The organism is Dyadobacter chenwenxiniae, from assembly GCF_022869785.1.
GTDB classification, from domain to species: Bacteria; Bacteroidota; Bacteroidia; order Cytophagales; family Spirosomataceae; genus Dyadobacter; species Dyadobacter chenwenxiniae.
The window spans coordinates 6,927,666-6,943,684 of record NZ_CP094997.1 but is presented as its reverse complement, the minus strand read 5'-3'; the positions used below and the strand labels follow the sequence as shown (position 1 = coordinate 6,943,684).

Annotated in this window: 15 protein-coding genes; 8 read left to right on the top strand and 7 right to left on the bottom strand. The window is 45.8% G+C overall.

Going from position 1 to position 16,019, the window contains the following annotated elements; genetic code table 11:
* Positions 1-84 precede the first annotated feature (84 nt).
* Positions 85-1,017, top strand: a complete 933-nt coding sequence (locus tag MUK70_RS29805) for a sterol desaturase family protein (protein WP_234658044.1) — start codon at positions 85-87, stop codon at positions 1,015-1,017.
* Here MUK70_RS29805 and MUK70_RS29800 read toward each other — a convergent pair.
* The 3 genes from MUK70_RS29800 to MUK70_RS29790 are packed head-to-tail and all read right to left on the bottom strand — an operon-like array spanning position 1,010 to position 2,649.
* Positions 1,010-2,173 carry an acyl-CoA dehydrogenase family protein gene (locus tag MUK70_RS29800; RefSeq protein WP_234658043.1) on the bottom strand — a complete coding sequence of 388 codons (1,164 nt, stop codon included), beginning with the start codon at positions 2,171-2,173 and terminating at the stop codon, positions 1,010-1,012. The genes MUK70_RS29805 and MUK70_RS29800 overlap by 8 nt on opposite strands.
* 25 nt (positions 2,174-2,198) lie before the next feature.
* Entirely contained in the window at positions 2,199-2,399 is a 201-nt protein-coding gene (locus MUK70_RS29795) for a type II toxin-antitoxin system HicB family antitoxin (protein WP_234658041.1), read from the bottom strand.
* Positions 2,392-2,649, bottom strand: a complete 258-nt coding sequence (locus tag MUK70_RS29790) for a type II toxin-antitoxin system HicA family toxin (protein WP_234658040.1) — start codon at positions 2,647-2,649, stop codon at positions 2,392-2,394. Before MUK70_RS29790 ends, MUK70_RS29795 begins: the two co-directional genes overlap by 8 nt.
* 152 nt (positions 2,650-2,801) lie before the next feature.
* Between MUK70_RS29790 and MUK70_RS29785 the strand changes: the two genes are divergently transcribed.
* Complete coding sequence (locus tag MUK70_RS29785; protein ID WP_234658039.1) at positions 2,802-3,221, top strand: hypothetical protein; 420 nt, start codon at positions 2,802-2,804, stop codon at positions 3,219-3,221.
* A 6-nt stretch (positions 3,222-3,227) separates the two neighbouring features.
* Here MUK70_RS29785 and MUK70_RS29780 read toward each other — a convergent pair whose 3' ends face one another.
* Positions 3,228-4,151: a sugar phosphate isomerase/epimerase family protein gene (locus MUK70_RS29780; protein ID WP_244784581.1), complete on the bottom strand. Its 924-nt coding sequence runs from the start codon at positions 4,149-4,151 to the stop codon at positions 3,228-3,230.
* Between the two features lie 108 nt (positions 4,152-4,259).
* Here MUK70_RS29780 and MUK70_RS29775 point away from each other — a divergent pair, with 108 nt between their 5' ends.
* The 5 genes from MUK70_RS29775 (at position 4,260) to MUK70_RS29755 (ending at position 12,948) form a co-directional block, all read left to right on the top strand.
* Positions 4,260-5,846, top strand: coding sequence for an NAD(P)/FAD-dependent oxidoreductase (locus MUK70_RS29775; RefSeq protein WP_234658037.1), 1,587 nt, complete (start codon positions 4,260-4,262; stop codon positions 5,844-5,846).
* Between the two features lie 81 nt (positions 5,847-5,927).
* Entirely contained in the window at positions 5,928-6,581 is a 654-nt protein-coding gene (locus MUK70_RS29770; protein WP_234658036.1) for an NUDIX hydrolase, read from the top strand.
* 169 nt (positions 6,582-6,750) lie between these two features.
* Positions 6,751-9,597, top strand: coding sequence for a DNA gyrase/topoisomerase IV subunit A (locus MUK70_RS29765; RefSeq protein WP_234658035.1), 2,847 nt, complete (start codon positions 6,751-6,753; stop codon positions 9,595-9,597).
* A 190-nt stretch (positions 9,598-9,787) separates the two neighbouring features.
* A complete protein-coding gene (locus MUK70_RS29760; RefSeq protein ID WP_310590025.1) occupies positions 9,788-10,381 on the top strand; it encodes a SanA/YdcF family protein in 594 nt (197 codons plus the stop codon).
* On the top strand, positions 10,378-12,948 hold the full coding sequence (locus MUK70_RS29755; RefSeq protein WP_234658034.1) for a DUF5686 and carboxypeptidase-like regulatory domain-containing protein: 2,571 nt from the start codon (positions 10,378-10,380) through the stop codon (positions 12,946-12,948). The genes MUK70_RS29760 and MUK70_RS29755 overlap by 4 nt, the downstream gene beginning before the upstream one ends.
* Here MUK70_RS29755 and MUK70_RS29750 read toward each other — a convergent pair.
* Both MUK70_RS29750 and MUK70_RS29745 read right to left on the bottom strand, forming a co-directional pair.
* A complete protein-coding gene (locus tag MUK70_RS29750) occupies positions 12,943-13,926 on the bottom strand; it encodes an ABC transporter ATP-binding protein (protein ID WP_234658033.1) in 984 nt (327 codons plus the stop codon). The genes MUK70_RS29755 and MUK70_RS29750 overlap by 6 nt on opposite strands.
* Positions 13,926-14,498 carry a nitroreductase family protein gene (locus tag MUK70_RS29745; RefSeq protein WP_234603647.1) on the bottom strand — a complete coding sequence of 191 codons (573 nt, stop codon included), beginning with the start codon at positions 14,496-14,498 and terminating at the stop codon, positions 13,926-13,928. The genes MUK70_RS29750 and MUK70_RS29745 overlap by 1 nt, the downstream gene beginning before the upstream one ends.
* Before the next feature lie 170 nt (positions 14,499-14,668).
* Here MUK70_RS29745 and MUK70_RS29740 point away from each other — a divergent pair, with 170 nt between their 5' ends.
* Positions 14,669-14,989: a heavy metal-binding domain-containing protein gene (locus tag MUK70_RS29740; RefSeq protein WP_082215562.1), complete on the top strand. Its 321-nt coding sequence runs from the start codon at positions 14,669-14,671 to the stop codon at positions 14,987-14,989.
* 18 nt (positions 14,990-15,007) lie between these two features.
* Here the strand turns inward: MUK70_RS29740 and metF are convergent, their stop codons facing one another.
* A complete protein-coding gene (gene metF / locus MUK70_RS29735; RefSeq protein WP_234603649.1) occupies positions 15,008-15,964 on the bottom strand; it encodes a methylenetetrahydrofolate reductase [NAD(P)H] in 957 nt (318 codons plus the stop codon).
* Between the last annotated feature and the right edge of the window lie 55 nt (positions 15,965-16,019).

Sequence of the window (16,019 nt, the reverse complement as noted above, 5' to 3'; positions counted from 1 at the left end):
GGATTAGAAATAGCTTAGAATTTAAATTCGCAAACCTTACCACCACGTTCCGAATTATCTTTGTGAATATCTGACGTCACTGCTATGCCTGGCACATATGAGTTTGAGGATTTTCTTTTAAAAGTCTCCACTCCGTTTTATCTGTTGCTGATCTGCGTCGAAATTTTTCTGACTTACCGGCCCTCGCACGACCATGGCAGTCCACGCGCTTCCTACAACTTTAAAGATACAATTACCAATGCTTCTTTAATGCTCCTCAACGGCGGCATTGACCTCTTGTTCAGGACGGCTTATGTGGGCGTGCTGATCTGGTTTTATAATATGGGTTTCAAAACGGCGGTTGCCAATCCATTTTTTTACTGGTTCAGTTTATTCCTTTTGGAAGATCTGGCATTTTATACATTGCATTACGTGGACCATCATTGCCGATTATTTTGGGCCGTGCATGTGACGCATCATTCTTCCCAGCATTTTAATTTGACGACCGGTTTTCGCTCGTCTGTTTTTCAGCCACTTTACCGGTTTGTATATTTCATCCCGCTTGCAGTGATCGGCTTCAATCCCGCGGATATTATCATTATGTATTCTTTGACGCAGATTTACGGCATTATTGTGCATACCGAATACGTTGGCAAACTTGGCTGGCTGGAATATCTTTTCGTAACCCCTTCTCATCACCGTGTTCACCACGCAAGCAATGTGCAGTATCTGGATAAAAATATGGGCATGTGCCTGATCATCTGGGACCGCATTTTCGGCACATTTCAGGAAGAGCTGGAAACCGTTCCGCCTGTTTACGGCTTGACAAAACCCATTGAAAACGCGGGCCTGGCCAACACCGTTTTGCATGAGTGGAGGGAAATAGGAAAGGATTTTAAACAAAAAACAAACCTCAGGACAAAGCTCAATTACCTGATTAAAGCGCCAGGCTGGTCTCATGACGGATCAAGACAAACTACAAAAGACCTGCAAAACATATCCTCCACAGCCGACAGCCGAATGCCGACAGCTATTTAAATGCTTGAATGCCCGTAATTTCTGCACCCAGGATCAGTAAATGAATGTCATGCGTTCCCTCGTAAGTGATCACCGATTCCAGGTTCATTACATGCCGCATGATCGGATAGTCGCCCGAAATGCCCATTGCACCCAGGATTTGACGGCATTCTCTCGCCACATTCAGTGCCATGGCCACATTATTGCGCTTTGCCATCGAGATTTGCGTGGTTGTTGCTTTTCCTTCGTTCATTAATGTGCCCAATCTCCACGCCAGGAGCTGCGCTTTGGTAATTTCCGTCAGCATTTCGGCTAATTTCTTTTGTGTCAATTGGAAAGCGGCAATGGGTTTATCAAACTGAATGCGTTCTGCCGCATATTTGACAGCGGTTTCATAACAGTCCATCGCAGCACCGATGACGCCCCAGGCAATGCCGTAACGAGCCTTATCCAGACACAGCAGCGGCGCTTTCAGTCCGGATGCATTGGGTAAAATATTTTCTTCGGGAATAAATACATTATCAAAAACCAGCTCACCGGTCGCACTCGCCCTTAATGACCATTTGTTATGAATTTCGGGTGTTGAAAAACCTTCCATTCCGCGTTCTGCAATCAGCCCACGGACTTTGCCGTCATCATCGCGCGCCCAAACGATTGCGATATCCGCAAATGGAGCATTGGAAATCCACATTTTGGAGCCGTTGAGCAAATAACCGTTTTCGGTTTTCGAAATTCTGGTCGTCATGCCGGCAGGGTTGGAGCCATGATCCGGTTCGGTTAATCCAAAGCAGCCGATCAGCTCTCCGGTGGCCAACCCGGGAAGATATTTACGTTTTTGCTCTTCTGATCCAAACGCAAAAACCGGCCACATGACCAGCGAGCTTTGCACAGAAATCGTCGAGCGCATGCCGGAATCGCCTCTTTCAATTTCCTGGCACATTAAGCCATAACTAATGTAATCCAGACCGCCACCGCCATATTCCTGCGGGATCGTCGCCCCGAACAAACCGATCTCACCAAACTTTTTAATCAAATGCAAAGGGAATTCCGCCTTCCGGGCATAGTCCTCAATGATGGGTTTTATTTCCCTGTCCGAAAAGTCTTTGACAGTACTTACAATCAGTTGCTGCTCAGTAGTTAGCAGATCATAGATGTTGAAGAAATCTGGGGTTGGCATGGAGCTAGAGTCGATCAAGCATACATCAGCTTACCTTGGGTTTCGGAATTTCTCTTCCCAGCGCTTTGGCAGTCTCAATCCATTGATCAACCACAATTTGTACGTTCAGTAACGCTTCACTTTGGGTAGGGCCATCTGCCATGCAGCCTGGCAATTCCGGAACTTCCACAACAAATGTTTTATCCTCTTCGCTCCAATACATAATTAACTCGTATTTGCTATTCATAACTTACAAGTTTGTATTTCAAAATAATCCCTCTCACCTGTTTCACCTGATATGATTTAGCTTTATTTCCATCAGGTTGAATATTTACAATTTCCACAATATTTTCCTTATAAAAAATTCTGTGGCTTCCTCCTGTCGTTTTTTCTGTAAAACCCAGATTTATTAAAACTAATCTTAGGTCATCAAAACTAAAATTGCTATCAGCAGACCCGGAAAGCAACTTTAAAATCAGCTTATCAAATTTTCCCATGTTCTGAATTAGTTATAGTGTGGTGATTCTCTGTCATGATATCCGGGCTAGCCCAAAACGCACTCCAAATTTCTACACACAATATAATAACAGTTACAACCAATGTTGCAGAAATTACATCTTTCCAGTTGAATCCTTAATATCAAAAATCCATGAAAATTCACTACTCAATATTCGTGACATTCTTGTTTGTCAGCATGTTTTCCTGCAAAGAAAACGATGTCCAAGTCGAAAATAACGGTCTGGTAGGGAAATGGAAAATGATTGAATTTTTGTATGATCCAGGCGATGGCAGCGGCAAGTTTCAAAAAGCCTCAGAAGGAGAATCCAGCATTGTGGAGTTTAAGGCGAATGGTGATTTTAAGGAAACCAAAGGACTGCTATATTCCTCTATCAATTCATATACGAAATATAAAATTCTAAACGACTCAAAAATTGAACTCAGCGGCGCACCTTCCAGCAGCGCTTATCCCACTCACACTTGGACTTACAGTAATCTGACAGCCACAACCGTCATACTGGGTTTTGGTTGTGATGAAAGTTGCGCAGGAAAGTTTATAGCAATAAAATAGGCAGCATTATTTCAGCCAGTCCTTGAAAATTTCAGCACTATAAAGCAGGTCTTTCTTATGCGCTTCCACAGCATCCATTGTTTTTGGTGAAGTCTTTTCAAGGCATTGTTCCAAAACAAGATGCGGCTTAACATTCATTGAATTTAATGTTGTTAGGAGACGGCGGTAATCAATGTCGCCATCGGAAAATGCCTCCTGCCAGATTCCATCTTTGGATTGTCGTAAATGCAGCTCCACAATTCTTTTTCCATATAATTTAACAATATCAAAAAGCGCAACCTGCGAATTGGCCGAGCCGCGGTAAACCCAATGCACGTCCAGGCAGAGTGAGACATTTTTAGGGTCTGTTGCCAACAGCATATGGTGAAATTCACGCGCTGCCGCCCGTAACTCCACGTCGTGCGTATGGTAAGCAAGCGTCATGCCCCGTTTTTGTAGTTCAGTACCCAGTTTGTCGAGGTTTTTAGCTTGTTCCGCCAGTTCGGCATCATTTTTATTTTCGGAACCTCCCCATTGCAGCGGGTTGGGATTGGTCACAATGATCTTTGTATCAGCCGGTTTCAATGCATCCGCGATCGCCAGCACCGACTCGATGGATTTCGTTGCCTCATCGGCTTTATGCATCGAACTGTTCACGTAAACCGAGGGCATTACAAGCTGATATTTTTTCAGAACCGGCAATAACTTGGCCACCTCATCGGCTTGTGTAAATGCGGGTTCATATGCTTTCAGGCCCGTTGAAGCGAACTCTTTAAGCGACTGATCCAGGTTCGCGCCCCAGTCTTTTCCCTCCCGAGCATAGAAAGTAATCCATGAATATTGGTTACAGGAAATAGGAAAAGCGGGTGCTATGCCTTCCGTTTCGGGCAAAAAAGCGGCTCCGGCCGAGACGGCCAGTGAATTCATAAATGTTCTCCGGTCCATAGTCATGACACAAGGCAGTTTAGCGAGTTCAGGTAATTTTAATCAAAGGTGAAAACGGGAGAATAATACCGTCTTGCTTACCTTTGCAGCATTAAAGGATAAATCCCTTTCGCAATGCATCAAACGCTTCAACTGACACTGGCGCCCGAAATCGCGCTGGACGACGAGAATTTTCGTCAGCATATCATTAAAAAATTGCGGCTTCGTTCAACAGACACGCCCATTATCCGCAAAACCCGCCAATCCATTGACGCCCGCAGCCGACAGGTGAAAGTCAATGTGCAGGCAGAAGTTTATGTCAATGAAACGCCGCCATCGCTCATTGGTTTCCAACTTGATTATCCGGACGTCAGCAAAAAGCCGCAGGCATTGATCATCGGATGTGGCCCGGCGGGCATGTTCGCAGCATTGCGGTTGATCGAGCTGGGCATTAAGCCGGTGATTTTTGAAAGAGGGAAAGATGTGCGTGCCAGACGGCGCGACCTGGCTGCTATTAATAAAGACCACATTGTCAATCCTGAGTCCAATTACTGCTTCGGCGAAGGCGGCGCAGGGACTTATTCGGATGGAAAATTATATACGCGCTCGAACAAGCGCGGGGACATTCGACGCGTTCTGGAAATATTCGTAGGCCACGGCGCCAGCGAGCAAATTTTGATTGACACGCACCCGCACATCGGCACCAACAAACTGCCTGTTGTGGTTTCCGAAATGCGCGAAAGCATTCTGAAAGCAGGCGGCGAAATCCACTTTGATACAAAGGTTACAGATTTCATCATTGACCAAAACTCGCTGAATGGCGTTATTACCGATGATCAGAAGGAACATTTAGGCATTGGTGTGATCCTGGCAACGGGCCATTCGGCTCGGGATATTTACGAATTGCTGGATGCGAAAAAGATCCTAATCGAAAGCAAGTCATTTGCAATGGGCGTGCGCATTGAGCATCCGCAAAACACCATTGATAAGATCCAGTATCATTGCGAAAAGGATCGGGGACCTTATTTGCCCGCTGCATCATATAGTTTGGTAACCCAAACGCGCTATAAAGGCGTTCAGCGGGGTGTTTTCTCGTTTTGCATGTGCCCGGGCGGGTTCATTGTGCCTGCGGCAACGGCTTCCGGGGAAGTGGTCGTAAACGGCATGTCGCCTTCCCGCCGCGATTCGCCTTACGCTAATTCTGGCATCGTGGTTGCCATTGAAGAGCATGATCTCTTGCCTTACAAGGAATTTGGCGCGTTGGCTGGATTGCATTATCAGAAGGAAATTGAACAGGCAGCCTGCCAGTTTGCCGGCGCCACCCAAACAGCTCCTGCGCAGCTTGCATTGGATTTTGTAAAAGGAAAAGTGTCGTCACAACTGCGCGAAACGTCTTACCAGCCCGGCTTGCAATCTGTTGATCTCCGTGAAGTTCTTCCGGCTGAAATTGCCTTTCCACTCAGCGAAGCACTTTCTGATTTTGGACAAAAAATGAGAGGCTATCTGTCCGGCGATGCGCAGTTAATCGGCGTGGAAAGCCGTACTTCATCGCCTGTTCGCATCCCGAGAGAAACGGAAACCTGCGAGCATCCCGAACTGAAAGGCTTATTCCCCTGCGGCGAAGGAGCGGGTTATGCCGGAGGCATCATGTCGGCAGCCATGGACGGCGAACGCTGCGCCCAGCAACTCGCAAAACTATACGCCAACAAGAAAATCCAATAACTTCGGTATCCATCGTTGTATTGTTATATTTGTATAAATGACGCGGACTGACACCAACACCTTACTCAAAAATCTGCCTCTATGGCCACTTTGGGATCTTTTTCCTTATTTATTGATGCACTCACACAAAAACTGAAATATCCGCTGCCCGGTGAATCAGCGCACCGGATCATGCAGGCTTCTACAAAGCTCAGACTGACTTTCAAACCCAACGCACGCACCCGCAAAAGCGCCGTTCTGGTTTTATTTTATCCTTACAAAGACGAAATTTATTTCCCGCTGATCCTGCGCCCGGCCTACGACGGTGTACATTCAGGACAAGTGGCGTTCCCGGGCGGACGCTTCGAACCGACCGACGAAAATCTCATACGCACCGCCTTACGCGAAGCGCAGGAAGAAATCGGCCTTCGGCTGAATGATGTGAAAATACTAGGCATCCTTACCGAATTGTTTATCCCGGCGAGCAATTTCTACGTCCTGCCCGTCATCGCGACAATGCCTTACCGCCCCGACTTTTACCCCGACCCGCGCGAGGTCGAAGATATTTTTGAGATCAAATTAAAAGAAATTTCTGATATTGAGATTATCGGTTCCAGTGACATACAAGTCCGTGGCGAACAGGTACATGCGCCGCATTATACGGTGCAGGGATACAAAATATGGGGCGCAACAGCCATGATGATCAGTGAGCTCCTGACCGTCCTGAACGCACCCGACGGCGATCCCGGGAGCTAGAAATTGACGCTTTATTTGCTATATTAGCAGGTAATTCAATTAGGTCTTCCGGTATAGTCTGCCCTGTCTCGTTCTTTTGGAATGGAACGGCGCTGTATCACAATCCGGCTGGAAATAGTGGCCTTACAAAAATTTACTGAGTACTTAAAACCTGGTTCCTCCTTCATTTATGGACGAAAACGGAGCTACGCCTGACGTAGAAGATAGCGGATTGCACGATAAACTGCCCATTTCGGGACTATATGAAAGTTGGTTTCTTGATTACGCATCTTATGTAATTCTGGAACGCGCGGTTCCAGCCGTTGAAGATGGCCTAAAACCTGTTCAAAGGCGCATTATGCATGCTTTGAACGAGATGGACGACGGCCGTTTCAATAAGGTAGCCAATGTCGTGGGCTCATCCATGCAATATCACCCACACGGGGATGCCTCCATTTACGACGCCATTGTAAACATTGGTCAGAAAGAATTGCTATTCGACACCCAGGGAAACTGGGGCGACATCCGCACGGGCGACGGCGCTGCGGCTGCGCGTTATATAGAAGTCCGTTTGTCGCGCTTTGCCAAAGAAATTGTTTTTAATGACGACACCACCGAATGGCAGCTGTCCTATGACGGACGGAAACGCGAGCCGGTAACATTGCCCGTAAAATTCCCGCTGCTGCTTTCACTTGGCGTGGAAGGAATTGCCGTGGGATTATCTACGAAAATTCTCCCGCACAATTTCTGCGAGCTGATCGAAGCTTCCATCAGCATTCTTCAAGGCAAAGAAGTCACCATTTTCCCCGACTTCCTTACCGGCGGGCAAATTGATATTTCCAATTATAGCGATGGCCACCGCGGCGGAAAAGTAAGAGTTCGTGCGCGGATCGAGGAAGAGGATAAGAAAATGCTCGTCATCCGCGACATTCCGTTCGGGACCACGACGACTTCCATCATTGATTCGATCATTAAGGCCAATGATACGGGTAAAATCAAGATCCGGAAAGTGGTTGATAATACGGCTGCGGAAGTTGAGATCCAGGTGCATCTGGCGCCTGGCGTTTCGCCTGACATTACCATGGATGCGCTTTACGCATTTACAGAATGTGAAGTTTCCATTTCCCCCAATGCATGCATCATTATCGCCGACAAGCCGCATTTTGTTGGTGTAACAGAGATTTTAAAATACAACACGGGCCAAACGGTTCATTTACTGCAACGCGAGCTGGAAATCAAGCGCTTGGCTTTGCTGGAAAAGATCCTTTACGGTTCCCTGGAAAAAATATTTATCGAAAACCGCATTTACCGTGATATTGAGGAATGCGAAACTTTCGAAGCCGTTATCAGGACTATTGACAAAGGACTTGAACCTTACAAGCCGCAATTCTACCGCGAAATTACGGACGACGACATTGTTGAGCTGACTGAGATCAAGATCAAGCGTATTTCAAAATACGATGGTTACAAGGCGGACGAATTGATGAAAAAATGGGAGGAAGAATTGGCCGAAACCGAAGATAACCTCGTGCATATCACACGCTTTGCCATTGAGTATTATAAAGATTTGCTAAAAAAATACGGCAAAGGACGTGGACGCAAAACGGAGATACGCGCATTCAATCAGATCTCAGCGAATATTGTTGCGGCCAATAACCAGAAACTGTATGTAAACCGTGCAGAAGGATTTATTGGTTACGGACTCAAAAAGGATGAATTCGTAACCGATTGCTCTGACATTGACGACATCATTGTTTTCAAAGCAGACGGAAGATGTCTGGTTACCAAGATTCAGGAAAAAGTTTTTGTTGGAAAAGACATTATTCACTGTGCGGTTTTTGTCAAAAACGATGAACGCATGGTCTATAACGTCGTTTATGTGGACGGGAAAACGGGCGTTTCTTACATTAAAAGATGCCAGATAACCGCCGTAACCCGCGATCGTGAGTATGACCTCACCCAAGGAACGCCCAAATCCAAAATCACCTATTTTACGGCAAATGAAAATGGTGAAGCTGAGATCATTGCAGTAAGCCTTTCGGCGCAAAGCAAGGCAAAAGTGAAGCAGTTCGACTTCAATTTCGCCGATCTGCTGATCAAGAACCGCAGCGCGATGGGTAACATTCTGACTAAATATCCGATCAGGAAAATAACATTGAAACAAGCCGGTCGCTCAACATTAGGCGGCGTGGATATGTGGTTTGACCCGATCATCGGGCGCCTTAACCGGGATGAACGAGGTGAATATCTGGGCAACTTCGGCCCTTCTGACAGCATTTTGGTCATCTACAAAGAAGGTTCTTACGAGCTCACAAATTTTGATCTGACCAACCATTATGTTTCAAATGAAGTGTTGCTGGTCAAAAAGTTTGATCCCAAAATGGCTATAACGGCGCTCTATTTCGACGGTGGACAGAAAAACCATTTCATCAAACGTTTCAACATTGAAACCTCCACACGGGACAAAAAATTCCTATTCATTAGTGATGCCAAAAATAGTAAGTTACTGCTAGCCAGCACCGATAAGCACCCAAGACTGGAAATAACATTGCCCAAAACCGCAACAAAAGAACAGTCGAAGGAGGAATATCTGATTGAAGAAATGGTCGATGTGCGCGGCTGGCGGGCAATGGGAAACAAGCTGCCTAACGATAAATTTAAAGATGTACGCTGGCTGGAACCGCTGCCGGAACCCGAAGAAGAAGTTATAACATCGGCAGAAGTTGCTGATGGAGAAGTTGGGGATGGGGAAGTTGCGGACGGAGACGCAGTGGATGGAGAGGTTGCAGACGTGGAAGCAGAAGAAAACGAAGACCCCGCAAACGAATCCAACACGCAACAAAAGAGTCCAAAGGACGACCCATCACCTAACTCCGGACCTCAGTCCGGGGATACAGGCGAAAGCGACCAAAAAGCGAACAGCCTGTCCGAAACCGCTACGCCGGAAACAACTGACGATGATTCCAAACCAGAAGCAAAAGTAAAGAAAGAACCAAAAAAGGGGAAAGATCAGAAAAACCAGCTGGGTCTTTTTTAAATGATGCATCCGGAGAAATAAAAAACGAAAATCAGCAACAAAAAACGCTGCTAACTGCGTACGGTTTAGAAGTACAACATCGCGTACAGAAGACCGGAATCTTGCAAAGAGTTGGTACATTAGGAAGACAACTTCAAGTATACTGGTGAAGACATTGATAAAAACCATATTACTCTTATTATTTGCGTGCATGGTTTTTATCTTGCTTTGTAACCTCTGGGTGGTGTATTGTACAAGGCAATACAATTTCTTTTCGATTGAAAATCTGCCTTCCAATGATGTAGCGTTGGTTTTAGGGACAAGCAAGAAATCGGAAAAGGGAAAGGAAAACTTGTTTTTTAAATATAGAATGGAGGCTACGGCTCGGCTATTCAAGGAAGGAAAAATAAAATACATTATTTTAAGCGGAAATAATGACTCCCAATATTACAATGAACCGCTTGACATGCAAAGAGCGTTACTGAATCTGGGAATACCCGAGAACGTCATGACGCTGGATTATGCCGGGTTCAGGACATTCGATTCGATCATTCGTTGCAAAGAGGTTTTTAATCAGGACAACTTCACGATCATTTCACAGAATTTCCACAATGCAAGGGCACTATATATAGCTCATAATGAAGGCATTAATGCGATTTCATTTGCAGCGCAGGATGTGCCGGACGGATATTCACTGCGTACATTGGTGCGGGAATACCTGGCAAGACCGAAGGCTGTTCTGGACGTTCACGTATTGCGTCCTGCGGCAGATGTTACCTCAAACAATGAGATAAGAAAAAAATGAGAAATTGGAATGAGGGAAATGATTCGGCACACACCCCGGTTCAGACATATAGCTTGAAAAAGACATTACTTTGTCTGCTCCTACTTGCATTTATTTGTACTACCAAGTCCTTTTCACAGACCACTTATACTATCAAAGGAAGGATAACCGACGCAACAACGGGCGACGCCATTCCTTTCGCTAATGTGGGCATAAAAGCTTCGCTGGCAGGCGCTACAACCAATTTTGATGGCTTTTACCAAATCACTTTCACGCCACCTGCGGATTCGCTCGTAGTTACTTATGTCGGTTATGATAGCAAAAGCAAACCGATCAAACCTGATCTGACCGAGCAAACCATTGATATACAACTCTCCCCGGGAACGCTGCAACTGAGAGAAGTACGGATTTTTGCCGGGGAAAATCCGGCTTATGCCATCATGCGTAAGATTGTAGCGGGGAAAAATAATAACAACACGGAAGAACTGGATGCTTACGAATATGAAAGCTACAACAAGATCCAGATTGACATTGACAACCTTTCCGAGAAATTCAGGAACAGGAAGTCTGTCAAAAAAATGACGCACATTGTCGATAAATATGATGAGGTGAAAGGCGAAAATGGCGAAACGATTATTCCTATTTTCATATCCGAATCAGTATCAGACGTTTATTATCGGCGGAATCCGAAGAAAAAGAAGGAGATTATTAATAAAACCAAAGTTTCCGGTGTGGGTTTGACGGACGGAAGCCTTGTTTCGCAGGTGATCGGATCGTCATTTCAGCAATACAATTTTTACAATAACTGGCTGAATATCTTAGACAAAGACTTCGTTTCCCCGATCGCCGACAGCTGGAAAGTTTACTATGAATATTATCTGTCGGACAGTGTAAAAAACGGCGACAAATACGATTACCAGATTGATTTTGAACCCAAACACGAACAGGATCTTGCTTTCACAGGATCATTTTGGGTGGACGGCGACACGTATGCATTGACGCAAATGGATGCAAGCGTGGGCAAGCGAGCAAATTTGAATTTTATTGAGAAGATAAAAATTCAGCAGTCGTATGAGTTCTTTGAAGAACAAAATGAATGGGTAACCTCTAAAACGCGCGTGCTGATCGACGTGGATGAGCCGACGAAGCAGACAGCTGGCATGTTGCTGAAATTTTATTCAGCTAATTCAAAATACAAGATCAATAACCCACACGATCCCAAGTTTTATGACACCGCCATCGAGCTGAAAGAGGATTATATGCAGCACGATTCCACTTTCTGGCAAAAGAGTCGCCCGGAAGCATTGAGTTCCGCAGAATTGCTTTCATTTCAACTGGTTGACTCGCTGAAAGTCCTGCCTGTTGTGAAAACGTACACCGAGATACTGAACATTTTCGTAAACGGATACAAGCGTATCGACAAATGGAACATTGACATTGGTCCTTACCTGTTTTTATATGCCAACAACAACATTGAAGGCCACCGCGTCCGGCTGGGCTTTAAAACCGATCCCGGTTTCAGCAGAAAATGGATTTTCAATGGTTACGGGGCTTTTGGAACCAAGGATAAAGAATTCAAATACGGCGCCGGAATGGACTATATTTTTGACCGGAAACCCTGGACCGTTGGTGGCATTTCTTATTCCAAAGATCTGGAACGGCTCGGCCTTTCCGCTGAAACAATAGGCCCGAATACACTATTTGGTGCTTTTTCCAGATTCGGAACATTTCGCAGGGCATACTGGCAGGAAGATATTTCAGCTTATTTCAAAAGGGAACTGGTCAAAGGCTTAACGGGAAGCATTCAGATACGCCACCGCGATTTCAGGCCATTATTTCCATTTACTTACCGGACCAATCCTGAGGCTGGCATCGAATCTCCGGTGAAAAGCACATTTGATATTACCGAAATAAATCTCGAAACGCGGCTTGCCAATAAAGAAACGTTTTTACAAAATGATAATGAGCGCATCAGCATGGGTAACGGAAATTCCCCGGCTTTCACATTGCGTTACACATTGGGAGTCAGGAATTTTCTGGGCGGAGATTTCAATTATAATAAATTCTCCTTCAACATTAAACAGAGCTTTCGCTTCGGTGTTATCGGCAGGACTTATTACAATGTTACATTCGGTCTGATCCCCTCCACATTGCCCTATCCCTTGCTGTATACGCCGCTTGGAAATGAGTCGCTTTTTTATGTTGACAATGCGTTCAACCTCATGCGTTATTTCGAATTCATGAGCGACCGATATGTTTCACTGCGCATGGAACACAACTTTGAAGGCTTTCTATTGAACAGGATACCCGCGATCAGAAAGCTCAAATTGCGGATGCTGGCAACCGGAAAACTGTTTTACGGAAGCGTAAGCGACGCGAATCTTGCATTGTCCACAACACAAGATGAGTCAGGCAATGAAGTCCAGGTGTTTAATAAACTGAAAGACAGGCCTTACGTCGAGCTTGGCTACGGGATAGATAACATTCTCAAATTTGGCCGCGTGGATTTTGTGCACAGGCTTACCTATCTCCAAAATCCGAATGTTACTCCGTTTGCTGTGAAGATTTCCTTCTGGTTCAGCTTATAAGATGCGTTTCAGGTCTTTTGAAGCGTAAGTTAAATATACCAACTGCCCTACTTGCATATCCATACGGTTTCTGTAAAAGGATAATGTTTCCTTTTTTGCATTGATACAACGGATTTCCCAGTGGTTTCCATGGAACCGGATCGCCTCCACTTTGCCTTGCCATCTGCTTTTTTCAGGATGCTTCGTCGGCTCGATTTTCTCCGGACGGATGTAAAATTGTTTCGAATTATCTGCGCCGGCGAGCCAGTTAATGTCGCCGGTTAACTCGGCAACGTAACTGTCGACTGGCTGATTATAAACCTCCTGCGGCGTTCCTATCTGGATAATCTCCCCTTCCCGCAGCACCGCAATCCGGTCCGACCAGGCTAATGCATCGGCTGCCTCATGTGTAACGAAGACGCAGGACATCTTTTGTTGCCTGCGCATGGTTTCAATCGCACTGGCCAGCACCCGGCGATTGTGGTTGTCCAAATGCGCAAATGGCTCGTCGAGGAGCAGGACGTCGGGTTGCTCCGCCAATGCTTTTGCGATAGCAGTACGCTGTTTTTCGCCTCCCGACAAAAGCTTGGCTTTCTGATTTTTGACATATTCCAAACCTGTAACAGAAAGCAGCTCATTCACCTTTTCCTTCCTGTAATCAGCCTCATAAAACCGCAGGGAGTAGGCTATGTTCTCCTCAACCGTCTGGTTAGGGAAAAGCTCAAATTCCTGGTGGATGAGCTTGATGGATTCGTGCCCGGGGATGAGCTCGCCGCTTACAGGTTTCAATTCTTGCTCTTTAAAAAAGACCTTACCTTGCTCCGCATCCTGAAAACGGCCCAGAATGCGGAGTAAGGTGCTCTTACCCGACCCGCTTTCGCCTAATATGCCCAGCCATTCTCCTGCATTAAGCTGTAAATCAATGTTGGACAGAACCGGCTTTGCACCAAAGCTCTTTGTAAGGGATTGCGCGCGCAGGGTAATGATGTCTTTTTTCATTACGCCCAGGTGATCTTGTTTTCCATGGGTGTGCGACGGGCCGGCGCTTCCGGTGCATCGTGGTAGCCCATGAAATACAATCCGAGACATTTCTGGTTTTCGGGAACGCCCGCGAATTTGGCCAAAAGGTCCAGAACGCCCGGACTGCTCCAATATGAGCCGATTCCGTAGGCCGTTGCAGTCAGCCACATGTTTTGCACAGCGCAAGCCACCGCAGCCGTTTCTTCCCATTCCGGAAGTTTGTCAGGGTGCAATTCGGCGCAGATCAGCACTACAACCTTGGATTTAAGCACTTTCTCGCCTGCTGCGTCATATCTCGCCTGAGAAAACGATTCAGGGGGCGTTACTGTGCGATATCTTTCCGTAAAGAATCCGGCAAGTTTGTTCAGGCTTTCGCCTTTGTAAACGACGAAACGCCAGGGCTCTGTTAATTTATGGGTCGGGGCATAGTTGGCGTTTTCAAGGATCGTCAACAAAATCTCCTCAGGAATGTCTTTTTCAATATAACTAGGCGGAAAAATACTGCGTCTGTTACGGATTACATGATTTACTGCCTCAACTGTTTGTTCCATTACAATAAAATTTACTTCTGATTTGCCAAAAAAACAAAGCTAGCAATCTGTAACTAAAATTTACCAACATCGTGCACAACTTTGCCGTTAAACAATTAATTTGGGCGGCTCCTTAGTGAAATCCGCTAAATTGGCCTCAATAAATTTCACTTCAACCAACCTGACGCAATATGCTTGTTACTACTACGCCGAATATTGAGGGTAAAAAAATCACAAAATACATTGGTTTGGTAAACGGAGAAGCCATCATAGGAGCCAATTTTTTCAAAGATTTTCTGGCTGGTATCCGGGATGTGGTGGGCGGTCGTTCCGGCTCGTACGAGCAAGGCCTGCGGGAAGCCAAAAGCATTGCCATTCGTGAAATGATGGATCAGGCCCAAAGACTAGGCGCCAACGCCGTGATCGGCGTTGACATTGACCTGGAAACCATTGGCGGAAATAGTTCGATGCTGATGGTCAGCGCGAATGGAACGGCAGTGTGCTACGAATAATCAAACGAAACGGCTCAATCAGAAGATTGCTCTGGCGATTTGCGCAACATTATCCGATTTTCCCATGGTATAAAAATGGAGCACGGGTACACCATATGCCATTAATTCTTTGCATTGCTGAATCCCCCATTCAATCCCTACTTTTCGCACGTCTTTATCTGTTGCACATTTTTCAACTTCGCTGACAAGTTCCTTTGGAAATTCGAGGTGGAAAATATCGGCAAGCACAGTTAATTGTTTTTTGGTAGCCAAAGGTTTCAGGCCTGGAATGATCGGAACGTTAATTCCTTCTGCACGGCATCTTTCCACAAACTGGAAATACTTTTGGTTATCAAAAAACATCTGGGTCACTATGTAATCAGCGCCCAGTTCCACTTTTTTGCGCAAGTGCGCATAATCGGAGTCAAAGCTTGCCGCGTCGAAATGCTTTTCAGGATAACCCGCTACGCCGATGCAGAAATCTGTTGGCCACATTTCGGTTTCCGCATTGAGCAATTTCCCCTGGTTCATGTCGTGCACCTGCTTCACCAGTTCCGACGCATACGAGTGTCCGCCTTGCTTGGCTTTGAACACACCGGCAGATTTTTCAGCATCGCCGCGCAAAACCAGCACATTATCGATACCGAGATAATGCAGATCGATCAGGACATCTTCGGTTTCATCTTTTGTAAAGCCGCCGCAAATAATGTGCGGGACCGCATCCACGTGAAAACGCTCCATTAACCGCGCGCAAATGCCCACAGTGCCTGGTCTTTTGCGAACCGGAATGCGCTCGATCAGCCCGTCCTGCCCCACTCTGTCAATTAATTCTTCCCTATGATAAGTAACGTCAACAAACGGAGGCTTGAATTCCATCAACGGCTCGATTGAATTGAGCAACTCATTGATATTCTGCCCTTTTAATGGTGGGATAATCTCTATTGAGAAAAGTGTTCTGCCTTCGGCCTGACGAATGAACTCGGTAACTTTGGTCATGAAATGATGTGGTGTGTTCTGATTTCGGACACAAATAAACAAAAAAAATGGCCTA